At 31.7% G+C, this 23,989-nt stretch carries 24 protein-coding genes, 1 other RNA gene and 1 pseudogene; 20 read left to right on the top strand and 6 right to left on the bottom strand.

Annotated elements, in window-relative coordinates; translation table 11 throughout:
- Window positions 1-6 precede the first annotated feature (6 nt).
- From ACMGE9_RS12475 to ACMGE9_RS12510, 8 genes are all read left to right on the top strand, one after another.
- Window positions 7-2,067 (top strand): BppU family phage baseplate upper protein, encoded by a 2,061-nt coding sequence (locus tag ACMGE9_RS12475; protein ID WP_414043090.1) that lies wholly within the window; start codon window positions 7-9, stop codon window positions 2,065-2,067.
- Window positions 2,068-2,082: 15 nt separating this feature from the next.
- The gene (locus ACMGE9_RS12480) at window positions 2,083-2,352 is read left to right on the top strand and encodes a hypothetical protein (protein ID WP_414043091.1); all 270 of its coding nucleotides are present in this window, start codon (window positions 2,083-2,085) and stop codon (window positions 2,350-2,352) included.
- 49 nt (window positions 2,353-2,401) lie between these two features.
- Window positions 2,402-2,530: a CD1375 family protein gene (locus ACMGE9_RS12485; RefSeq protein ID WP_414043092.1), complete on the top strand. Its 129-nt coding sequence runs from the start codon at window positions 2,402-2,404 to the stop codon at window positions 2,528-2,530.
- A gap of 58 nt (window positions 2,531-2,588) precedes the next feature.
- On the top strand, window positions 2,589-3,032 hold the full coding sequence (locus ACMGE9_RS12490) for a hypothetical protein (RefSeq protein WP_414043093.1): 444 nt from the start codon (window positions 2,589-2,591) through the stop codon (window positions 3,030-3,032).
- A gap of 100 nt (window positions 3,033-3,132) precedes the next feature.
- On the top strand, window positions 3,133-3,429 hold the full coding sequence (locus ACMGE9_RS12495) for a phage holin (protein WP_414043094.1): 297 nt from the start codon (window positions 3,133-3,135) through the stop codon (window positions 3,427-3,429).
- A 116-nt stretch (window positions 3,430-3,545) separates the two neighbouring features.
- The gene (locus tag ACMGE9_RS12500) at window positions 3,546-4,820 is read left to right on the top strand and encodes an N-acetylmuramoyl-L-alanine amidase (protein WP_414043095.1); all 1,275 of its coding nucleotides are present in this window, start codon (window positions 3,546-3,548) and stop codon (window positions 4,818-4,820) included.
- A gap of 160 nt (window positions 4,821-4,980) precedes the next feature.
- Window positions 4,981-5,526, top strand: coding sequence for a hypothetical protein (locus ACMGE9_RS12505; protein WP_414043096.1), 546 nt, complete (start codon window positions 4,981-4,983; stop codon window positions 5,524-5,526).
- Window positions 5,523-6,308, top strand: coding sequence for a hypothetical protein (locus ACMGE9_RS12510; protein WP_414043097.1), 786 nt, complete (start codon window positions 5,523-5,525; stop codon window positions 6,306-6,308). Before ACMGE9_RS12505 ends, ACMGE9_RS12510 begins: the two co-directional genes overlap by 4 nt.
- 24 nt (window positions 6,309-6,332) lie before the next feature.
- Here ACMGE9_RS12510 and ACMGE9_RS12515 read toward each other — a convergent pair whose 3' ends face one another.
- Entirely contained in the window at window positions 6,333-6,479 is a 147-nt protein-coding gene (locus tag ACMGE9_RS12515; RefSeq protein ID WP_414043098.1) for a hypothetical protein, read from the bottom strand.
- Between the two features lie 248 nt (window positions 6,480-6,727).
- Between ACMGE9_RS12515 and ACMGE9_RS12520 the strand changes: the two are divergent.
- Together ACMGE9_RS12520 and ACMGE9_RS12525 are read left to right on the top strand one after the other, a co-directional pair.
- Window positions 6,728-6,925 (top strand): annotated as a pseudogene (locus tag ACMGE9_RS12520) (endonuclease III domain-containing protein); the annotation flags it as partial.
- Complete coding sequence (locus tag ACMGE9_RS12525) at window positions 6,922-7,239, top strand: YpoC family protein (protein WP_414043099.1); 318 nt, start codon at window positions 6,922-6,924, stop codon at window positions 7,237-7,239. The pseudogene ACMGE9_RS12520 and the gene ACMGE9_RS12525, both read left to right, overlap by 4 nt.
- Window positions 7,240-7,256: 17 nt before the next feature.
- On the opposite strand, the gene ACMGE9_RS12530 is transcribed toward ACMGE9_RS12525, so the two are convergent.
- Entirely contained in the window at window positions 7,257-9,758 is a 2,502-nt protein-coding gene (locus ACMGE9_RS12530; RefSeq protein WP_414043100.1) for a transglycosylase domain-containing protein, read from the bottom strand.
- 25 nt (window positions 9,759-9,783) lie between these two features.
- A complete protein-coding gene (recU, locus tag ACMGE9_RS12535; RefSeq protein WP_414043101.1) occupies window positions 9,784-10,386 on the bottom strand; it encodes a Holliday junction resolvase RecU in 603 nt (200 codons plus the stop codon).
- 75 nt (window positions 10,387-10,461) lie between these two features.
- On the opposite strand from recU, the gene ACMGE9_RS12540 reads away from it, so the two are divergent.
- From ACMGE9_RS12540 to ACMGE9_RS12565, 6 genes are all read left to right on the top strand, one after another.
- Window positions 10,462-10,800 carry a DUF1798 family protein gene (locus ACMGE9_RS12540; protein WP_414043102.1) on the top strand — a complete coding sequence of 113 codons (339 nt, stop codon included), beginning with the start codon at window positions 10,462-10,464 and terminating at the stop codon, window positions 10,798-10,800.
- 12 nt (window positions 10,801-10,812) lie between these two features.
- Window positions 10,813-11,364: a DUF1273 domain-containing protein gene (locus ACMGE9_RS12545; protein ID WP_414043103.1), complete on the top strand. Its 552-nt coding sequence runs from the start codon at window positions 10,813-10,815 to the stop codon at window positions 11,362-11,364.
- A 10-nt stretch (window positions 11,365-11,374) separates the two neighbouring features.
- Window positions 11,375-11,689 carry a cell division regulator GpsB gene (gene gpsB, locus ACMGE9_RS12550; RefSeq protein ID WP_414043104.1) on the top strand — a complete coding sequence of 105 codons (315 nt, stop codon included), beginning with the start codon at window positions 11,375-11,377 and terminating at the stop codon, window positions 11,687-11,689.
- 52 nt (window positions 11,690-11,741) lie between these two features.
- Window positions 11,742-12,110, top strand: an RNA gene (gene rnpB / locus ACMGE9_RS12555) — RNase P RNA component class B.
- 126 nt (window positions 12,111-12,236) lie between these two features.
- Window positions 12,237-13,355, top strand: coding sequence for a THUMP domain-containing class I SAM-dependent RNA methyltransferase (locus tag ACMGE9_RS12560; protein ID WP_414043105.1), 1,119 nt, complete (start codon window positions 12,237-12,239; stop codon window positions 13,353-13,355).
- A gap of 119 nt (window positions 13,356-13,474) precedes the next feature.
- Window positions 13,475-14,479, top strand: coding sequence for an MsnO8 family LLM class oxidoreductase (locus ACMGE9_RS12565; protein WP_414043106.1), 1,005 nt, complete (start codon window positions 13,475-13,477; stop codon window positions 14,477-14,479).
- A gap of 40 nt (window positions 14,480-14,519) precedes the next feature.
- On the opposite strand, the gene ACMGE9_RS12570 is transcribed toward ACMGE9_RS12565, so the two are convergent.
- From ACMGE9_RS12570 to ACMGE9_RS12580, 3 genes are all read right to left on the bottom strand, one after another.
- Window positions 14,520-16,175 (bottom strand): b(o/a)3-type cytochrome-c oxidase subunit 1, encoded by a 1,656-nt coding sequence (locus ACMGE9_RS12570; protein ID WP_414044505.1) that lies wholly within the window; start codon window positions 16,173-16,175, stop codon window positions 14,520-14,522.
- A 68-nt stretch (window positions 16,176-16,243) separates the two neighbouring features.
- On the bottom strand, window positions 16,244-16,723 hold the full coding sequence (locus tag ACMGE9_RS12575) for a cytochrome B5 (RefSeq protein WP_414043107.1): 480 nt from the start codon (window positions 16,721-16,723) through the stop codon (window positions 16,244-16,246).
- Between the two features lie 12 nt (window positions 16,724-16,735).
- The gene (locus ACMGE9_RS12580) at window positions 16,736-16,903 is read right to left on the bottom strand and encodes a cytochrome c oxidase subunit 2A (protein WP_414043108.1); all 168 of its coding nucleotides are present in this window, start codon (window positions 16,901-16,903) and stop codon (window positions 16,736-16,738) included.
- A 133-nt stretch (window positions 16,904-17,036) separates the two neighbouring features.
- On the opposite strand from ACMGE9_RS12580, the gene ACMGE9_RS12585 reads away from it, so the two are divergent.
- From ACMGE9_RS12585 to ACMGE9_RS12600, 4 genes are all read left to right on the top strand, one after another.
- Window positions 17,037-20,435 (top strand): dynamin family protein, encoded by a 3,399-nt coding sequence (locus ACMGE9_RS12585; protein ID WP_414043109.1) that lies wholly within the window; start codon window positions 17,037-17,039, stop codon window positions 20,433-20,435.
- A complete protein-coding gene (locus ACMGE9_RS12590; protein ID WP_414043110.1) occupies window positions 20,435-21,334 on the top strand; it encodes a sulfurtransferase in 900 nt (299 codons plus the stop codon). The genes ACMGE9_RS12585 and ACMGE9_RS12590 overlap by 1 nt, the downstream gene beginning before the upstream one ends.
- Complete coding sequence (locus tag ACMGE9_RS12595; RefSeq protein WP_414043111.1) at window positions 21,327-22,199, top strand: 5'-3' exonuclease; 873 nt, start codon at window positions 21,327-21,329, stop codon at window positions 22,197-22,199. The genes ACMGE9_RS12590 and ACMGE9_RS12595 overlap by 8 nt, the downstream gene beginning before the upstream one ends.
- Window positions 22,200-22,489: 290 nt before the next feature.
- A complete protein-coding gene (locus ACMGE9_RS12600; RefSeq protein ID WP_414043112.1) occupies window positions 22,490-23,977 on the top strand; it encodes a M30 family zinc metallopeptidase in 1,488 nt (495 codons plus the stop codon).
- The last annotated feature ends 12 nt before the right edge of the window (window positions 23,978-23,989 follow it).

The raw sequence follows: 23,989 nt of genomic DNA on the forward strand, positions 1-23,989 counted from the left end.
AGAGACATGGCAATTTTTAAAAATAAAGATATAGCAACAGACATACGTGTTACAGATGTAAACGTTGGTAATATTGGTGCTAAGTTTTATAGTGAAGATGAAAATACAGCATCTATTGGTATCTATATCAAGAACAATGGTCAAGTATTAAACTTATCTACAATCACAATGAAACCAATGCTTAATTTATATTGTTCTGATGGATCAATATTCATTAATGAACCTTTAGTTACTGAGAACGCTACAGAAGGCTTTGTAAAATATTATGTATCTAAAGAAGTTATTAAACATGTTGGAACTGTTAACGCTAAGTTATTTCTAGAGTCTGAAACAGAATCAGTACACGTTGCTAACTTTAGCTTTGATATTGGTGATAGTGGAACAAATAAAGAAGTTGCTAAAGTAATTGATATTGACATTATTGGAGATAAAATTACTGAAGTCATTACAGCTAATGCTCACTTATTTCAAGGGGAGCAAGGTATTCAAGGGGAACAGGGTGAAAAAGGTGAAAAGGGTGATGGACTACAAATTGATGGTGTAGTAGCCACTATTGGTGAATTACCAGCAGGAACAACTCAATTAACATACCTTGTTGGTTCTGTTTTGTATTTTAGAAATGATGGACACTCAACATGGATCAAAGGAACAGATATTAAGGGTGTTGATGGCAAAGCAGGTAGCATTGTATCTATAGGTTCTGATGGTTATTGGTATATTGATGGTATTAAAACGACTACTAAAGCCGATATGTCAGGTGAATACGCATTAAAAACACATACTCATACAATATCAGATATTACAAATTTACAAACTCAATTAGATGGAAAAGCGTTATCAGGGCATAATCATGATTTAACATATATTAAACAAATTGATGGTCAAATGTATAAATTATTTAATGATGTAGGCACGGTGAAAGTAATCAGCGGTGTTGATTTTAATACACCTGATTCACAAGTTACGAAATCAGGATTTTATTACGCACAAGCACCAATAAATGCACCAACTGGTGCTGTCAATGGTTTTGTTAATTATGAAATATTAGGAAATCTAGGTAAGGTTTATTATTCGCCTTATAACACAAATGATGTTTATCTGAAAACTAAAATTTCAGGCACTTGGGGAAATTGGATTAAATTAAATAGCTCAACAACTGACATGACTGGATATGATAAAACAGTGACTCTAGATACTAAGTATGCTCCTATTACACATACGCATGATGAGTATTTAACACAATCTGAATCTGATGGATTATACTCGTCTAAAACACATACGCATACCCCTACTGAAATTGGTACTTACTCTAAATCTGAAATTGACAGTAAAATTGCTACAGCACAAACTGGTGGTACAGTCGATTTATCAAGTTATTTAAAGTCAGCAGACGCAAGTACCACATACGCTACTAAAGTTCATACACATACTATTGGTGACATTTCTAATTTACAAGTTACTTTAGATGGAAAAGCACTAGCTGGACATAATCATGATACTGTTTATAGTAAATTAGGACATACGCATGCTATTTCTGATATTACGAACTTACAAACTACATTAAATGGTAAAGCATCAACTACACATGCACACGTAATAAGTGATGTAACTAATTTACAGACAACTTTAGATGGTAAGGCTCTAACAAGTCATACACATACAGCATCACAAGTATTAATGAGTGATGGCACAACAGTTCAAGCTAAAATTGACTCATTACCAACATCAAGTGGAAGTGGTGGAACTGTTTCAGCTCCAACATGGATAAATGCAACTTTAAGTAATGGTTTTACTGGTACAGTTAAATATTGTAAAGATGGATTTAACATTGTAACTGTAAACGTAGATATTACAGTTGGTTCTACAACTACACTAAATACAGTAGTAGCAAGTTTACCACAAGGATATTTACCACCAATGGCTTACTTACCAGACCTATTCTATAATAGTTCAACTGGTCAAGCAGATGCATTTTTCAATGTAGGGAATGTATTTAATGGTGTTACAGTAGCTAAAGGATTACAAGCAGGTCACAATATCCGTGGACAGTTCATGTTCCGTGTGTAAAGGAGATAACAAACTATGAAACAGATATATTTATATGATGAGAATAAAATTTTCATTGGTGTTGAAGTTGTAGATAATGATATTAAAACATTACCAGAAAATTCAACTGATATTGCACCAGTAGATGGTTTATACAAACCTCAATTTGATGGTGAACAATGGATTGAGACTATTACACAAGCTGAATTAGATGAATTAAATAAAGTAACAACATTAATATCAGATACAGAACGTATTGATGCATTAGAGGGTGCTATTATTGAATTATTTGAAACAATGGTTTAATTTCATAGTGCTTTTTATTATAAATAAATTTATGAAAGGAGATGTAGAGATGATGGCTTTATTAATCGCTAACCGCATTGTTCAAGGTAAATATACTTTTGAACGTTGTCCAGAGAGCTTAAAAGCTCAAGTTAAAGAAATCTTAGTTGAAGCTGGTTTACCAGAATTAGCTGAGTAACACTATTAGCCACTCTTAATTGAGTGGCTTTTTATTTTGTTGTAGAAAGTAGGCACTTATGACCATGGAAGTATTAAAACAACGAGTTACTACAATTGAAAGTGAAATGAGAGAGATCAAATCAACTTTAAAAGAATTAGATGACAAAATTGATAACAACGAAAAAAATATCATGGAAAAGGTTGAAAAGAATCAACAGGATATCAAGCAAATTCTTAAAGATAACGAACAGAATCAAAAACAAAAAAGTGACAAGCTATATGAAAAAATAGATAAACTTACTGATTCTCAATATCAGCAAACACTTATGCAAAAAGATATGCAAAGTAAACTTGATATTAATGTACGTGACTTTACTGAATTAGCTAAAGAACTCAAAGAAAATGACAAATGGAAATCTAGAACGATAGCAGGTTTTGTTGTGTCAATTATATTAATGATTCTAGGCACGTTTTGGAAAATGGCTGTAGGTATCTCAATATTCTTACCATTCTTATTTTAAGTGAGGTGATTGTTATGTATTTAATGTCAGCTACATTTTTAAGCTGTTTATTCTTTAGATATTGTAAGTAACATTTATATAGAAGAAAAGGAGCATACATATGAAAATCGATACAAGAACAGTTGTAAGAACAATATTAATGATTCTAACTTGGATCAATATGTTTTTAGCAACACAAGGTTTATCACCAATACCATTGAATGAACAAGAAATTAGTGTGATTTTGATGGTTATTATGAATGGTTGGACATGGTTCAAAAACAATAATATTACTGTTGAAGCACATTGGGCACAAGCAAAGCTAGATAAATACAAAGCAGAAAAGAAATATAACAAAGCGACTGGTAGCACACCAACTATTAATCATTTTGATGAGACACATGGGGGCACTCTTTAATTGGAGTGTCTCTTTTTTAATTTTATTTATGAAAGAGAGGGATGGCTCAATGGTAAAAAGTACTGAAGTTGTTAATTATGTATTGAAATTAGCTAAGAACAAACAAAGTATAGATTATGATTCAAAATTTAATAGCCAATGTTTTTGACTTAACTCAAAAAATCTCACATGGTTTCTTTGGTCACTGGTTAACTGGTAACGGTGCTAAAGACTTAGTACACTCACCAATTCCATCAAATTGGCAACGTATTAAGAATACAGCATCATTTGAACCTCAAGCTGGAGATATTGCAATTTGGAATAATGGAACTTATGGACACACAGCTATTATTATTAATGGTAATCCAGATGGTGATTTAATGAGTTTTATATCAGTAGATCAGAATTGGTCTGGAAATGGTGAGGGCTTAGTTCCAGCTGAAGTTGTTAAGCACAATTACAATGGTTTTTGGGGAGTTATTAGACCACCTTATGATGATGTTAAAATTGAAGGTGCTAAAAAGGTTAAAACTTTAACTGGTAAAACTAAGACTAAGAAACTTAATATTTTATTAGTTGCTGGTCATGGAAAAGGTTATCAATCAAATGATAGTGGAGCTGTAGGCAATGGTACTAATGAGCGTGACTTTATTAGAACATTCATAGTGCCTAATGTGTCAAAATATCTTAAACAAGTTGGTCATACTGTGTCATATTATGGTGGCAATTCTATGAATCAAGATTTATTTCAAGATACAAAGTATGGTATTTATGTTGATTCTAATAATTATCATAAATATGGTATGTATTGGGTAGCTAAACAAAAGTATGATGTAATTATTGAATTTCATTTAGATGCATCAACAAATAAATCAGTCTCAGGTGGTCATGTTATCATTGGAACTAGTTTAAATGCTGATAGTATTGATATTGGTATACAAAACGCATTAAAGACTCATGTTGGTACTATCCGTAATATTGATCCTAGAGATAATCTATTAAATGTAGTTACTGCTAAAAAATTAAACCTGAATTACCGATTGGTTGAATTAGGGTTCATCACTTCTAAAAAAGATATGGATTATATTAAATCTAATCTTCAATTATTCACTAAATCAATTGCTGAAGCTATACATGGTGAATCAATTAAAGGTGTATCAACTCAACCAGTTAAAATTACAAAGAAAGTTGTTAAAAAGAAACCTAAGGCACAACCTAAAGTGAAAGCTGAACCAGTTAAAAAGGTTGTTAAAGTAAAGCATAAATACAAGCAAACATACATAGTTAAAAAGGGTGATAATCTTTGGGATATCGCTAATACATATAAAGTTACAGTTGATTATTTGAAGAAACTAAATGAATTAAAATCAGATAGAATATTCATAGATCAAGTATTAATCATCAAGAAATAATACCGTTGTGGATAATGGTATAAATAATATAAACACTACTAATTGCTCATAATCATTTATTGGTTATGAGCATTTTTTTATGTCTTCATATAGTAAAAAAGTATTACTTTTGTGATATGATATTACCATATAAATAAAATATAAATAGGTGGTGTCAATCATGGAAGATAAAACAATTAAACAACAAATCATTCAATACGAAATGAATAGGGCTTTGCTCAATATTAAAGATACTCATAAAAGACAAACATATTTAATTGATAAAATGAATATTGAAAGGCTAGAAAGTTTACAGGCTAGTTTAGAAATTATAAATGCTAAGAATAGCTCATTCGGTAATGATAATTTATCTGAAGCAGATAGAATTAGAGAACGTAAATTAGCTACAGGTTTAAAAACTAAAGTTGTTAATTTAGCATTAGATAACTTCTTTCATGATTGGGAAGTAGAAAATGGTTTGATACCCGAAATTGAAGTAATTCGGTTTAAGGTAGATAATAACGGTGATATGATAATTGATTCTGATAAGAAGGGTAAAATTCATAGAGTCTATTTCTTTTCAGATAATAAGAAATACTATGTAGTACGTCATGATGATAGAGGAAATCAATTAGATGTGAAAGAATTTCAAGATGGGAAAGAAGGATGGGAATATTTTGATTCATTTGATGCTGGAAAAGTAAGAGATGGGAGACCGAATAAGTGAATTTTCAACTAATAGCTACAATTATTACAATATTTATTTCAATAGGTACGGTAATATTCAAAGTTTCAACATTTCATTATAACTCAATTTTTGAGAAGAAATATATATCTAACTTATTTAATCAATCTCTAGTATTATTTGTTATAATATTATATACTTTTCTTTTTTATTTAGATTTAAAAGAGTTTTTTATGTTAAATACTAAATTATATTCTGATGGAATTATGGAATTTATAGCAGTATATTTTATGCTTGTATTATTTATCCCTGCTGTAATTATTAGCTTTGTATATAATGTATTCTATAAAGAATATGGCAATTACTTTTATTACAAAGATGATAATAGTAAAAATTATATAATATATTATTTGCGTACATTTGATGTTTTTGTATGTTCGCATGATTTATCTAATAAGTTTAATTCAAGAAGAGATATTTTCAATAATATTGAAAGCAAAGAACTTTTAAAAAAAGAAATAATATATGAAGCAGATATAGAGAGTATTACATTCTATAAATTTAAAGAGAATTATGACAAATTTTCAGATGAATATTTGGATAAGTATTTTTACTTTTCGAGTTTTAGCTGTATAGTATTATTTTTAATATGTTCAATTTTATTACATGCTCAAATAATTTCACATCAAATTTCATTTGTTATGTCGGCAATTTTATTTTCGTGTCTTTTCCTTGTAATCTGTTATTACAATCAATCAATGATGACCATAAATGAAATAAATTACAGAAAACAAAACAAAGCACCTACTCAAAAATCTGAGTAAGTGCTTTACTTCTATTATAATATACTAATTACCGATGAATTCCATAAACTCATTTTCCAATCCTTTTGATTCGATGAAACTTCTTAAATCTTTATTATCTGATTCCATTTGATCTAAATCTCTTTTTACATCCTCTAATTCATAATTAAATCCAGCGATTTCTTCATTCATATTACCAATCTCCCTTTGTTTTATTTGATAAATTAATAATAATACATTTACAAATAATAGTCAACAAAAATAATACTATTAATAATTTTGTTTTAAATCTTCGTACAAACTAAACTTAATCATTCTATTTGGCTAAAAATTAAAAAAGTTGACATGAAAGATAATATAAAGCTATAATTTAATCAATCAAATAAAAGAGAAATCAGACGTATCAAGGGTTTGAGGAATTTAAAATGGAAATATTTTGTAAGTGGAAAGATAATGTGAAACAAGTTGAAGCAACGTTATGTAATAAAATACCGAAAGAACGATGGAATAAAACGCATCATCAACTTATCTTTTTCGGACGCTATCACTGTGTCGCATGTAATCCGAAATGCTTAGAATGTCCTTTATTAAAAGATTGTAGAGAGGGACGTAAACGCCATAAGGTGGTGGTATCATGATGGAAAGAATGAATGAATTAGAAGTACTAATTGATACACACAGTAGCTCTAGAACACTAAATAGTGATGATGCAATTTCGTTACTCGATGAATATTTTGATGGGTTGCTATACTTGATGCATGAACTCAATGACTTGGCGCCTTCATCAAACATTACCGATTTTGAAATTGAACCATTAAATTTTAAAGAAAGAATTCAATATATTAAAGCCCGTAAACATCATTTTATGGGATATCAACAAATGAAGACGATTCGCATTGAAATCAATAAACTAATTGCGATTCAAAATATAAAAAAGAAGCGACAACATTAATTTGTTTTCGCTTCTTTTTATTGGCCTAAACTTTGAGCTGCCCGCTCATTAGCTGCTTTCAAATCAGCTGCTGCTCGTTCATTTGCTGCTTTCAAATCAGCTGCCGCTTTATCACTTGCTGCTTTCAAATCAGCTGCCGCTTTTTCATTTGCAGATTGAGTTGGGGCAGAAGACGAAGCAGGTTCGCTTGTTTTTGGTTGAGCCGCTGGTATATCTTTTGGTTCATTCGTTCTTTTTTCCATAGTTCTTGGGATATCTTCTTCTTTAATTGTAGGTTCTTTATCTTTTTTTTCTACATTAGAATTTTTTTTTTCTGAGTCATTATTTGAACTGTCATTAAATTGATTTCTTGCATTTTGTTCTGCTTGCTCAGCTTCCTCTAAAGCATCACGAGCTGCATCAGCAGCACGTTTATTATTTTCACGCGCTGCATCAGTTTGCTCATCTAATGATCCGGTAGGGAAAGTAGTTGTCGCATCAGAATCTGTGGTAGAATCTTTGTCATCCTTACCATCTAATATTTCATTTTTATCTTCTTGTCCTTTTACTTTTACATCATTACCGACTTTTTCAACTGAATCCGGCATTGCAAAGTCTTGACCATCTATTGGACTAATCTCGGACATTACTTGTTTAAATAGTGATTTTGGTAATGCTTGTTCCTCAGCTCCCACGAATGAGTTTGCGCCACCTTCAGCAAGTTTTGTAAAGCCCATCCATACAGACATTGTATATCTAGGAGAATAGCCAACTATCCAAACGTCTTTTGCTGCATTATCAGGTAAATTATATTTTTCATATGTTTCATTACCATACGTACCTGTACCTGTTTTTGCTGCAAGGGTTAAACCAGGAATACTAGAACCGTATGCCGTACCTAGTGGTTCAAATGAACCTTTTAACATATCAGTAACGATGTATGCAGTATAATCTTCCATTGCTTTTTCAGATACTACATCAAATTTGATTGTTTCATCATCTTGAGTCACAACTTTACGAATTGCATGTGCTTTATTATAAGTACCACCATTTCCGAAAGAAGAGAACGCACTCGCCATTTGTGTAGGTGAGAATTCAGATGAAGAGCCGCCCAATGCTTCTGAAGGACCTAAATCCTTCGCTTTGTATTCTAATCCCACATTTTTAGCAAATTCGTAAGAAGCATCGTTACCAGCTTCTTTTTTAACTTCCTGGAATATTTTTAATGCTGGGATATTTAAACTACGACGAATTGCGTCGCGCATTGTTACTATACCGTGATCTTGTGTATCATAGTTTTTAAATTTAATACCATTAATATCGTATTCGGATTCATCTTTAATTTTGTGATTAGTTGCCCACTTTTCGTTTTCTACAATTGGACCATAACTTAAGAATGGTTTGATTGTTGAACCAACGGGGTGAATATCTGTTGCTAGGTTACGATCAACAACGTCTTTATAATTTCGGCCTCCACTAATTGCAACTAAAGCACCTGTTTGAGTATCGACAATGGTAGATGCGGCTTGTTGATATTTGTTTTTATAAATGCTCATATTGTCGACGTTATTTTGTAATGATGTTTGAGCATTGTTATCCATATTAGTATAGATTTTTAGACCACTTGTTAATACATCGTTTAATGATTTACCTTTAAATTCTTTGTTGTTCTTTAATTCTTGTTTAATTACATTCACGTATGAAGCATATTTTGGATCATTTTCTTCTATATTTTGACGTTGAGCTGGTGTTCTTGAAACTAAATTTTTAGATAGATCTTCTGACTGAGCTTGTTCCATTTCTGCTTTAGAAATACGTTTATGACGATTCATTAAATATAAAACTGTATCTTTACGTTTTTCTGCAGCTTCAGGGTAATCATATAAATTGTACGTATTAGGTACTTGAGGAAGACCTGCTAAGTACGCTGATTCCGCTAATGATAATTGATCTAAATCTTTATTAAAGTAATATCTTGCTGCGGTTTTAATACCATAAATTCCGTCAGAATAGTAAATTTTGTTCATATACATTTCGAAAATTTGGTTTTTATCATATTCTTGTTCTAATCGATAAGAAAGATATGCTTCTTGTGCTTTACGCTCAATTGATTTTTGGTCTGTAAGGAATGAACGTTTTACGACTTGTTGCGTTAAAGTAGATGCACCTTGTGATCCAAATCCTCCAGTAACGTTTTTGAATATAGCACCTGTTAAACGTTTAAAGTCTAATGCACCATGTTCATAGAAACGATTATCTTCTGTTGCAAGTACAGCATCACGCATTGTATCTGGAATGTCTGCAAATTTTACGCTTTCACGTTTTTGTCCCATATATAGGACTGTTACTAAATTGTTATCCTTATCATAAATCTTTGTTGGTAATTGATCGCGAAGTGCTGATTCGTTAAATTTAGGTGCATTATATGCATAATATAAGAATAATAGCATTCCTGCTACAATTGCCAAAGTACCTAGTGCAAAGAGTGCACCAAAGATTTGTAATACCGTTCGTTTTATACTCTTTTTCTTTTTCGCCATTCTTAAATCCTCTCTCTCATTCAACTTACAGTTGATAAAATGTTTCTAGTGCCTTAATATAATCAATTCTTGGACGGTAAGTGTATGGTATCAATATACCATCTTTTTTTATTTCCTTTAACTGAATTGATTTCTTTTCATTATTCACATAACGCTGCCAGTATTCAAAAAAATGTTTGAATGGTAATAAATATACTTCATCAAGACTTGAAAAACAAATTAAGATAAAGACAATGCCGCCATGTTTTGAAACTTGTTGCATGTGATCAACTTGATGTTGATGGATATTAATCAATGGAAAACTTGTTTTGTTTTGTGTGGCTTTCGCTTCAAAATCAATATATTTTCCTTTATATATCCCATTATAGTCGGTAGTCGATGCGCGTCTGAAATACGCTTCTTTAATAACCGCTTTAGCACGTTTTGGATAGTCTACTTTTACAATTTGAATCGGTGTTGGCTTCTTATGAATGATTGCAATATCATTTTGCAGATAGAACCGATTCGTTTGATCGATTTCATCTTCAAATTTCATGCCACGCTTACCATATTCAATTTTACTATTGTTTTTTGACTTTGTAACTAAGTCTAGAGACTTAGAAGGCTTACCATTTGGATAATTGACCATACTACTCATCCTAATTGTGATGTCTTATTTTTTCATATACAATGAGTTTATCACATCTATGAAAGGAGTACTTAAATGTTACAAAATTGTATTATAAGTTTAATCGAAGATATGCATGCGATAAACGAATATTTTGAACGTTCTAAAAAAGGAGAGCTTTTTAATTTCGTTATTGATGTACAACCTTTTACAGAACAGGTTGATGCAAATATAACAGTATTAAATCAATATACGAGTGAAATTTTATCACTCCCATTAATGAATGAAAAGAAATTTTCTCTTATGGTGATGCATATTCGCGAATTATCTGTAGAATGTTTTTTTGATAAGACAAGTAAAAAATTATTTATTGATAAATACAAAGCTGTCAATCATGATTTGCAATATATTAATAGGGCAGTTAGTAACAAGTAGTAGAGTGTGCATATGAAAACAATTTATATTACAGGATACAAACCTTATGAAATTGGAATATATAAAAATAATCAGCCTGAAGTCCGATTCATTAAACTCTTTTTACAAGATAAAATAAAATCATATATAGATGAAGGACTTGAATGGGTAATTATTCAAGGAAATTTAGGTATTGAATTATGGGCAGCAGAAGTCGTATTAAGATTAAAAAAGCACTATGATATTAAGCTTGGAATCATAACGCCATTTTTAAACCATTTTGAAAAATGGAATGAAGAGAATCAATTATACTATCAGCAAATCAGTAGTAAAGCAGATTATATGAATAGTGTTTTTCAAGATACATACAAAGGTGGCTATATGTTTAGTCAGGCCAATCACTTTATATTAGATAATACCGAAGGCACAATGCTTTTTTATGATGAAGAACACGAGGCGAGTCCAAAGTTCTTTAAAAAGACACTCGTTGATTTTATGGAAGAAAATCAATATACTATGGATAGTATCAGTTTATTCGACTTATCGGAATTTGTAAGTGAGTATATGAGAGAACAAGAAAATTAGAGGTGTAGTTATGTCAGAAATGAATTTAAAATTATCTGCAAAAGATATTTATGAAAAAGAATTTGAAAGAACAATGGTGCGTGGATTTAAACCAGAAGATGTTGATAGCTTCTTAGATGAAGTCATTGAAGATTATCAAAAAATGGCCGATATGAACAATCAATTACTTAAATTATCAGATGAAAATGCAAAATTAAAACGTGAAATTGAAAATCTTCGTATGCGTGTTGCTACTGGTCGAAGTGATAATCAACAACAAGCACCAAACAACTATGATTTATTAAAACGTATTTCAAATCTTGAAAAAGCAGTTTTCGGTAAATAATAGTCGTCGCAATATACACGAAATGATGCTATAATTAAATAATGTTAAAAGATATCTCGGATAATCGCTATACTTTGTATAGAGGAAAGTCCATGCTCACACAGCTCTGAGATGACTGTAGTGATCGTGCTTGGTGAAACAATAAGCCAAGGCATTAATTTGACGGCAACGAAACGACCTAAGTCTATGATATGGTCCAATTAGTTTGAAAGTGCCACAGTGACGTAGCTTCTTTAGAAATAAAGAAGGTGGAACGCGGTAAACCCCTCGAGTGAGCAATCCAAATTTGGTAGGAGCACTTTTCTAACGGAAATGAACGTATAGAAGAGGTAGAGAAATCTACAGACAGATGATTATCACCGGCGTACGAGAGTAACTAGACTCATTAGCAGTACTAAGGGACAGAACATGGCTTACAGAGATATCTTTCTAGATGCTCTCCTTTATGGAGGGCTTTTTTAATTCTAGATGGTATATATCATGTTACAATGAAATATATAAAACTTATATAATACTATAAATATATTATGTAAACTTGGAGGAAATTATGTATCAATTATTAGCAACTACACCTATGGGAATGGAAGCTGTCGCAGCGCGAGAGGTTCAATCACTAGGATATGAAACGACTACTGAGAATGGTCGTGTATTGTATTATGGCGATGCACGTGCAATTGTTAAATCAAATTTATGGTTAAGAAGTGCTGATAGAGTTAAGTTAGTTGTCGGTCGCTTTTATGCTACTACTTTTGAGCAACTATTTGATCAAACAAAAGATATTCCATGGGAGAACTTTATTAGTGAGAATGGAAGTTTTCCTGTACAAGGCAGAAGTTTAAAATCTAAATTATTTAGTGTACCCGATTGTCAAGCGATTGTTAAGAAAGCGATTGTTGAACGTTTAAAAAAAGCACATAATCAACAAGGATGGTTACGTGAAGATGGTGCATTGTATAAAGTTGAAGTGGCGATTCTAAAGGATGAAGTATTGCTTACAATTGATACTTCAGGACCAGGTTTACATAAACGTGGTTATCGTTTAGCACAAGGTGAAGCACCAATGAAAGAAACACTTGCAGCAGCGTTAGTATTACTTTCTAACTGGAAAGGTGAAACACCACTTATTGATCCGTTCTGTGGTTCTGGAACAATTGCAATTGAAGCGGCAATGATAGCACAAAACATTGCACCGGGATTCAACCGTGACTTTGTTAGTGAAGATTGGGATATTATCCCTAAAGGATTGTATGATGAAGAGCGAGTGAAAGCTGAAGAAGTGGCTGAGTATGATAAAGAAATTTCAATTGTCGCAAGTGATATTGATTCTAAGATGGTTGAAATTGCTCGTAATAATGCTATTGAAGTTGGATTTGGTGATATTATTGAATTTAAACAATTGAATGTTCATGACTTAACGTTAAATAGCGAAAAAGGTGCTATTATTGGCAATCCGCCGTATGGTGAACGTATAGGAGAGCGAGAAGAAGTTGAAGCTATGTATACGTATTTAGGACAATTGATTAAAAGTAACCCTAAATGGTCGTTGTATATATTAACCAGCTTAAAAATATTTGAAGTCTTAGTTGGTAAAAAAGCTACGAAACGTCGTAAACTATTTAATGGATATATTGAGTGTACGTATTATCAATATTGGGGAGACAAATAGAGAAGCGATTTTGTGATGCTTTTTTAAGGATTGATAATTATAAATACACAAAGCATAATTTTATGCTTTGTGTATTTTTTTCATTATGATATATGTATTATTAAAAAGGTGATGATTAAATGAAATTAAGCATATTAGATCAAGTGCCGATGTCACGCGGAGAGACACCAACAGATGCATTACATCATACAATTGATATGGTGAAATTCGCAGAACAAATAGGGTATGACCGATATTTTGTAGCAGAGCATCATAATACGACTGGTTTAATTAGTAATTCACCTGAAATATTGATGACGCGATTATTGTCTGTTACAGATACAATTAATATTGGTTCTGCAGGTATTTTACTACCTCAATATAGTCCATATAAGATTGCTGAAAATGCAAATTTACTAGAAACGATGTTTCCAGGTCGTGTAACAATTGGTCTAGGTAATTCACCTGGTGGGAGTGAAATTACAAGAAGCGCTCTAACTGATGGTGGTAATAGTAAAGTCAGAGATTATGATCGATTATTAGAAGACTTTTTAGGTTTTATGCGTAATACACTGCCTATGTCACATCAATATCGTCAAGTTAAAGCTGGGCCAAGAATTAACAAACATCCACAAATATTTACTTTAGGATTAACTGATAATGGTGCTAGGAGAGCGGCAAAATTAGGAATTGGTTTTATTTTTGGTAATTTTATTAGTGATAAAAATCGAGATAGTGCAATTAAAATTTATCAGACTGAATTTGTTCATAATCAATATATGGAACAATCCTATACAATCTTTTGTAGCTTTATAATTGTTACTAAAGATGAAAAAGAGAAAGCAATGCAAACTCGTATTTTAGACCATTGGTTACTTAATGTATCTAAGGGACGAGACACAGTTATCCCAAATTATGAACAAGTACTTGAATTTAACTATAGTGAAAAAGATTTAGAAATTATTAATAGTAATAAACCAAGATATTTTATTGGGTTGAAGGATGACGTTGAAAAAGAAATCAGATACCTTTTAAATCGATATCAATTTGATGAGTTATTAGTAATTAACAATACACATAATTTTCAGCTCAAACGTGAAAGTTTTCTGGCGATTAAAGAGATAGTAGATTTAATCAACAGATAAAAAAAAGACATCAGCTTAATATCAGCTGATGTCTTTTTTATTACCAAAGTTTACCTTCACCCATTCCTTTAGCGCCAGGAGGTGGATCCATGAACATTTGTCCAATAGGTATTGTGTATGCTACTAAGATTAATGCGATAGTAACGATAATTAGGAATTTCCAGTTTTCTACGAATTTATAAGCTGGAGCTGTTTCATCCATTGAAACCGAAACAGGGAATGATTCATATCCCTTTGGTGCAAAAAATGCTAATTGAATAAACACTATAACAACTAAAATAATTGAGATGAAAAGAATTGTACCCCCAACTGCTTGCAATACTTGGTAAGGTATCCATTCAGCAGCAATTTTAGAACCGCCATACTCTGAATAAGTAGAACGACGAGGTGCTCCAAATAAGCCAATATAATGCATAGCACCTGACATGATTGACATACCAATTGCCCACATTATTCCTTGAATGATTGCTAATCTGTTAATTGCTTTCGTCATGACACGTCCTGTAGCATGTGGAATTAACCAATACATTGTACCAAAGAACGTCAAGATTACTGCAGTTGCCACTGTTAAGTGGAAATGACCAGTAATCCAAATTGTATTATGTACAACTTGGTTCATTTGTGCTGAAGCATTTATAATTCCACCAGCGCCACCCGGAATGAAAGCAGCCATACCAATGAAAGGTAAGACAAATCGAGCGTCATTCCATGGTAATGTTTTAATCCATCCGAAAATACCTTTTGCAGAAACACTACGACCATATGCTTCGAATGTTGCAAATAAACTAAAAGCAGTCATTAAAGAAGGAACTATAACCATAAAAGTTAAAATTACTTGTACATATTTCCAAGTTACATCAATACCAGGCTCAGTTAACTGATGGTGAATACCAACAGGAATTGAGAAGAAAAGGAATAACATAAAACTCATACGTGCTAAGTTGTCACTGAATGCTTTTGCTCCGATAATTTTTGGAACAACTGCGTACCATGACATGTATGCTGGCAATAACCAGAAGTATACTAATGCATGTCCAAAATACCAGAATAAAGTACGACTCAATGAAACATCGATTCGTTCAACTAAACCTAATGACCAAGGAATCATTTGAAGTAATACAGTAGCTGCAACACCAATAGAACATACTATCCACATTACATTATTGATAACAGCCATGTATGAAAGTAAAGGTGACTTTTGACCTTTATTTTCTTTTCTCCATTGTGCATAACGCAAGATTTGACCAGCTGCCGATAGCCATGAACCTACAATAACTAATGCCATACCTATATAAAAGATAACGTGAGCTTTAAGAGGTGCATAGAATGTATATAAAACCGTTGCTTTATTTAATAAAACCATTGTTGCTGCCATTACAGTACCAATTAACATTACCCAGAAACCTATCCAAACTAATTTTCTTTGTAATGGTGATAATTTACCACAAGTCCTAATAATTGCAGCAGTTTGGAATCCCATAATGAAGAACGTTGTTAGAACCAAAGCTAAAATAATACCATGAACAGTTAAAATTTGATAATAACCAATTCCAGCAGGTAATTTTAATTGTCCTGAACGTACTAATGTTTGAAGTAATCCTGCTAATCCCCCAATGATTAAACAGACAATAGCAACATACATATGGGCCATGATTAATTTACCATCTTTAGAATCCATAACTACGCGATCTGCCATTTCCTCTGCGTGATGGTTTCTATAAGTAGAGCGATCATCAAATACACCGCTATCTAATTTGAATTCGTTCATTTCTTATCTACCACCTTAATATTTGACTTCATGTCAGCATGACCAGTACCACAATATTCATTACATAATAATAAGAATTCACCTTTTTTATCAAATGTTTTCTCAAAAGATGAAATGTGACCTGGTTCAATCATCATGTTTACGTTTGTTTGTGCAATTTCAAATCCGTGAACAACATCGCGACTAGTCGCAATAATTTTTACTTTTGCACCTTTTGGTATTTCAACTTCACCAGGATTATAGTTAAATGCTGATACTACGAATACTAACTCGTAATCCCAGTCTTTTCCATCTACTTTATGAAGACCAGGTTTACTGAAAACTTCATGTTTGTCAATCAATTCGGGATCTACGAATTCACGTCCACTTGCTATTGGTTCATGTCCGTTATGTAAAGCTGATACAAAGATTATACCTAAGAATAAAACAAGTGATCCAATACCAAAACTTAACCAAACTTTTTCTAACTTATGCAAATTTTTCCCCTCCTAAATACGTTCTAAAAATAAAATAAATATAGCAAACCAACTCACTAAAATAACGCCACCAATTACAAGAACTGAAACCAAAGTTCCACGTAAATCTAAATCATGATGTGCATCTTCATTAGCTTGTACTGGATCAAGCGAACGATTTAAATTTTTATCCTCTGCCATAATGTACACCCTTTCTTATTAGCTTTTCTTTCTTTATAATAATAGAGTACAAAGTATATTAATGTGATAAATATCACACTTTTTGATTTTCGTTAAAAATTTCACAAATAAATATGACTAAAAGAGGTATGTTATGAAATATCATGAACAAATCAAGCAGTTGTACCAATTGAAAAAGGAAGTTGAAAAATCCGACAATACGATATTGGTTGAACAAATCAATGAAATCATTAAGAAAATACATCAAGATCATGTTGTTATTAGTTTCATCGGACACTTTTCATCAGGTAAATCATCACTGATTAACAATATATTTAATGAAAATATTTTACCAAGTTCACCCGTACCAACCACAAGTAATACTGCTCAAATAATATTAAGTGATCAAAATAATGTCCGAATTAACCTAGATAATCATACTTATAGTGATTTAAATCATTATGAAGAAATAAAGAAAGTGAATACACTTAACCACAAAATTGAATCTGTGGAAATTAACAAGGTATCAGATAAATTTGAAGTTGGAACAGTGATTCAAGATACGCCAGGCATTGATGCAACATTTAAAAATCATGAAACAAGTACAATGAAATTTTTGCTAATTAGTGATGTTGTATTTTATACAGTAGAATATAATCATGTAAATTCTGAAAAAAACTTTGATCAAATACGTGCTTTAAATACTTTAGGTGTTCCAGTCGTGTTAGTAATCAATCAAATTGATAAACACCAAGATACTGAATTATCATTTGATGCATTCAAATCAGTAATTGCAGATAACATTTCACGTTGGCATTTGAATATTGAAACGATTTTGTATACTTCAATATTTGATAGTCCATATAATGAAATTAATCTTGCTATGCCCCTTATGAAGAAATATGCAGCGCAAGCACAAGTAAATAAAGATGCTTATTTTGAGCGCATGATTAATTATATTGAAGCTACACAAATTGATTATTTACAAGATAAAAAGCAAAATTTGCTCAGTGACTTAAATATAGAAGAAGATGAAGTAGAGCGTGCTCATCAAAAGGCGACAGAAAGTGCAGCTATGAATGCTGAACAAGCTATTCTAACAGATGATAACAACACACTGTTGTTATTGAATGGTGTTAAAGAAATTATTAAGAACGCATATTTAATGTCTTTTGAAATGCGAGAAAAGAATCGGCTGATGTTAGAAACATTTGCTGATAACTATAAAGTGCCGGGTCTATTTGGAAAGAAAGCAAAGTTACTAGGGATTCAAGATGAAAAAGTGAATGAAGTTGTAACTGCAATGAATGACATTATAGAAAAGCAAATCACTTTCCAATTAAAAGAATACTATAGTAAGTTCTCAAAATATTTAACTGACACTAGCATAATTAACGACTTATCATTTAATATTTCTAATGATCAAGTGAGACAATTAATTAAACAACAAACATCTATTACAAATGATTATGTACTCATTTATTCTGATGAGTTGAAATTATTTATTGAGCGCATGATATTAAATCGACAAAAATCATGGCATGAACAGTTCATAAAAAATATAAATTTGTCTAATTTAAATACAAATACTGCATTAAGTGAAGAAACTGTGAAGTTTGACGACTACTTTGTGAATGAAAAGTTTATCGAATCCATTACAACCAAGAATTACTTACATTATTATATCCATGTCGATGAATCAGTCGATAAACTAATCGGTAGAGATTATGTTACATTTGAAATGTTTGAAGAAGGACCTAAAACAATCGAAAAGTTAGCAAAAGCAACGTTGACACAAGATGTCACTTTAGAACGTAGTACAAAGATATTAAATCAATTATCTCATGTTGATTATTTCAAAACGGACATTGAAAAAATTAATACGCAAATTGAACGCTTAAATCAAAATATGACTAAAATTGTTGTATTCGGAGCGTTTAGTGCTGGGAAAAGTGCGATGATAAATGCGCTTCTAAAAGAAGAAATTCTAATTTCATCACCAAACCCAACAACTGCATCGATCACAGAGATTCAATATGGAGATAAAAACTACGTTACATTTAAACTTGAAAAAGATATTCTAAAATCTTTAAATGATATGATGTTAACCTCAACATTTGAAATTGAGACCATCCCTCAGTGGATTAAACGTTATGAAGGTAAATTAGATCTGTTAAGTGCACAAAACAGAAACTTTGCAGAAGCAATCATACAAAACTATGACCGCTACGTAGCATATTTAAATGAATTAACAACGATAGAAGTAATTGATGCTGAAATTAAGCAATACACAGCAGAAGATGCACACGCGGCATTTGTTCAAAAGATTACGTTAGGCGTACAAAACGAATTCTTAAAAGACAAGATAATTATCGATTCTCCAGGAACAGGTAGTACGAACAGTCGTCATACGAAAGAAACGACAGAAATCATTGCGGATAGTGATCTTTTAATTTACGTTTCTTACTATAATCATGTATATACTGAAAAAGATAAGGCATTCCTTTCATATTTAAATGAGGTAGAGATTATCAATGAAGATAGTCAAAATTTCTTTGTCATTAATGCTGTGGATTTAGCAAAAGATGAAGAGGAAATGCAATCGGTGGTTAATTATTTAGCAAGTGAGCTCCAAACAATCAATGTTGATGATCCGATTTATCCAGTATCTAGTCGAAATGCACTTAAGTCTTATGATGATCGATTTACTGCATTTATATCAGCAATTGACCATTTTGTAACTTCAACGAGTAAACAACAAAAGATAAAACAAATTAATCATCATACTGATGTGTTATTCGATAAGGCGAAAGCACTTGTAACAAACTATGAAGCATATGAAATGCAAATCAAGCAACGAAATGCACAATATGACCAATGGTTAGCGAATGGTCCAATTGAAGGCAATGTAGTAGGTACAGTAATACGATCAATTGAAGATGTATTAAAAGAACAAACTACATATTTAAAAGACAAAATGAAGATTCAGTTATATGATGTATTAAAGTCTGAAATCAATACATCATCAGATTTATCAACAGTGAATGAAAGCTATTTACACGCAGTACAACATAAGCTTAATGAAGATTTATATTTAATTATGCCAAGATTAAACAAAGCGGTTCAAAACCAATTTAATCAAGCTGTAAGTGTTGTATCTAAAGTATTAGAACAAAATGAAATTTATGAAGACATTCAGTATAAAGACCAGTATTTAAATCCAAACGAATTAAGTATCAGTCAAATTACAGATCAATTGCACCAATTAAAATTAGGGAATGTTAAACAAAAGCAATTAATGAATCAAACTTTAAGAGCTGAACTTTATGATGAGATGCATCGTGCTACTTTAAATGAAGTTAAATCATTAATAGATCAATATGAAAATAAAATATTGCAATTAATCACCGACAATTCTAATGTAATGACTGAGCATATTAATGAAAAGAACGCATTAATGCATCAAACGATGTATGATAAACTAGCTCAAAAAATTAATCAATCGATTATTAAAAATGTATCTGAAGCTATTCAAAAAATAGAGGTGGAATAATGAAAATTTGGATTACAGAGCAGGAAGCTTATGATTTAATACAAAATGACGAGGCAGTATTATTTGATTGCCGAGGTGTTATGGATAATTTAGAACAAAGTATTCAAAACTATATGGATGAAAGAATTGAAGGTGCTGAATATATACATTCATTTCTAATGGGACAAAACCCAATGTCTGGTGGACGACATCCATTACCGGATTTAAATGATTTTGTAGAAATGATTGAGGCAAATGCTCAAGGCAGAAAGATAATCGGTTATGACAATCGCAATAGTTTTTTTGGCACACGCTTTGTATTCTTATGTCATTTAGTTGGACTGGAGTGCTTTTTAATTCAAGAAGGCTATGAAGATATGAAAATATTAAAAAAATCTGTTGCAAATTCATTGCAAGGTAAACAACATGCGACTATAAAATTATATGAAAGCTCAGCAGATGAATATGAAATGCAGAAACAAAAATATCTAGAAAAGATGAATAGCGATTGTAATAATCAATATAATAAAAATATCATAACTTTCTGTGATCATATTCAATCGTTAATTCAAACGCCTCAAAATGATGTTGTATTAATTGATGCACGTGCACATGAGCGATATATTGGTGCAAATGAACCTATGGATAAAATTGCTGGTCATATTCCGACAGCAATTAATATTTCTTTTAGTGAAGTGTATGCTGATGGCTTACCAAAAGATGAAGAAGCATTGCGAGAGGTCTTTAAATCTGTATTAGGTAAAGAAAGTGTAGTATACTGTGGTTCTGGATTAAGTGCGACACCATTGTACGTTGCGCTGAAAACGTTAAATGAAGATGTGCAAGTTTACGCTGGGAGTTACTCAGAGTGGGTGTCAATTTACCCTGAAATTATAGAAACAGGAGAATCATATGAATAATTTATTAATCGTCGATGGGATGGCTTTATTATTCCGTCATTTCTTTGCAACGAGTTTACACAAGAATTATATGAAGAATTCAAAAGGTATACCAACGAATGGTGTGCAAGGTTTTGTGCGTCACGTTGTAAGTGCAATTCATGATACAAATGCAACACATGTCATTGTTTGTTGGGATATGGGTGCTAAAACGTTCCGTAATGAAATTGATCCAAATTATAAAGCACACCGTCCTGCACCCCAAGATGAATTGATACCTCAATTTGATATGGTTCAAGAGATTTCAAGACAATTAGGATTCCATAATATTGGGATTCAAAATTTTGAAGCAGATGATGTGATTGGTACATTAGCGAAGTCATTAGATAATTCTTACAATATTAAGGTTATTAGTGGAGACCGTGATTTACTTCAATTATTAGATGAGCACATCGAAGTATGGTTAACTAAAAAAGGGTTTAATATTTATAATAAGTACGATAAAGCGCGTTTTATTGAAGAATATGAGTTACTACCAAAACAATTAATTGATGTAAAAGCATTTATGGGTGATTCAGCTGACGGTTATCCTGGTGTTAAAGGAATCGGAGAAAAAACTGCGCTTAAATTGATTCAAACATATGGAAGCGTTGATGGTGTATTAGATAATGTTCACGAATTACCTAAAGGACAACAAGCGAAGATAAATAATAGTATCGAGGCATTAAAATTATCTCATCAGTTGGCTGAAATTCATACTGAAGTGCCTATTCATTTGGAAGAGATTATTAGTGAAATGCCATTTTCAATTGATATAACATCAATGGTTCAAATTTGTGAAAATTTTGAATTGAAAGTTGCTAAAAATTATATATGTAAATTATAATAGCCAGATCTTATTTCATTATTTAGATGGAATAAGGTCTTTTTTTAGAAATTTAAAATTGTGACAAATGATAAAATTTTGAAATGTTAATTTTAGTTTTGTAATAGTCTTTATCTTAGTAAAATCAATGAATTCAAAGATTTTAGCATATTTTTATAATAATTAAATGACTTTACGGTAAGCCGCAAATCAATATTCAGACTATTGTAAATTATGAATTAACATTATATATTTGTCTTACCAAAACATTCAAAAACTATTGCGTTTAAAATTAATAAAGGAGATGTCAAATGAAAAATTTATTAAAAGTTACTGTAACTAGTCTTACAGCTTTAACACTTGCTTCACCATTTTCTTCGGTTGTTGAGGGAAAAACTTACATAGTTAACAACGAGAATACAGATCGTTTAGGAACATCAGAAGGTGTTGGTACTATTAGTGCGAAAAATTTAGCACCAAAAGTTGTATTAAAATCACAAAATTCTGTAGTAAATAAAGATACTGAAATTTTTCAAATTGATAGAGATTTCGATGTACCTAAAGTAAGTAAATCTCTTCGAACACAAAGTAAAGCTGAAATTCCAGGTATCGTTAAAGATTATCAAAAGGGTGATACGCGTGATTTCACGACAGTGAATATGGTCACGAATGCTGATGAAAAAACTTCAGCAAAATTATTGTATGATGGATCGAAAGCACAAGTTTGGGTTGCAGATAATCGTGTAACGGAAGCAAAAGCCAATCAAATTGGTCAGGAATTTGATAATAAAATTGGACCATTGGTTGAACAGAAGTTCTCAACACCATCTGATATTGATCAAAATGGTAAAATCAATATTTTAGTATTTGATATCAAAGATGATTATGAAACTACTAAAAGTTATGTCGGTGGATACTTCCATCCTCGAGATCTACTTATGATGTCTGGATCGAACATGTCTGAAACATTTTACATGGATACCTATCCTTCTATGGGAAAAAACGCAGAAATGGATGTAACAAAAATCTATACAACGTTAGCACACGAATATCAACATATGGTGAACTTTAACCGTAACGTATTAGTTGAAAAAGGTGACTTTATTAATGGAAAGATGGATACTTGGTTAAATGAGGCGTTCTCAATGGCTTCTGAACAAATTTATTCTAAGCAAGTACTAACGAAACGTATTGAATATTTCAATAAATCTCAAACTATTGCTAATGGCCGCTCAGTATTACAGTGGAACAATAATGATGATGTATTATCTAACTACTCATTATCGTATTTGTTTGGTCAGTACTTAAGAACCCAATCCTCAAATGGTGATGCTATATTCAAAGAAATATTAGAAGATCAAGGTACAACAATTGAAACGTTACAACGTGCAATTCATAAAAATATAAGTCCAACGATGTCAGTCGGAGAATTCTTAACGAACTTCCGTGTTGCTTTAGAAAAACAAGAAGCTACAGGTAAATATGGATTTAAAGGCGAAGCTGGATTTGATACAATTCAACCAATTCATATTTCAAGCTTACCAAAAGGGTTAGCACCAGGAGGAGCGGTCGTTTTTGATGCGCAAGATACATTTAAAGTACCAACTGACAAAGGTGAAAACATTAAGTATGTTGAAGTGGATGGCACTTCTACTACACCTGAAGAGCCAACTAGTGAGGAGCCAACGACGGAAGAACCAGCTACTATTGAAGCACCAACAACTGAAAGTCCAACAACTGAAAAACCTGGTACGAAACCATGTCCAGATGGTCGTATCTGGTGTCCAGGTAACTATTAAGCTGAATATAAA

The sequence above is a fragment of the Macrococcus animalis genome (genome assembly GCF_047425875.1).
Taxonomy (GTDB): domain Bacteria; phylum Bacillota; class Bacilli; order Staphylococcales; family Staphylococcaceae; genus Macrococcoides; species Macrococcoides animalis.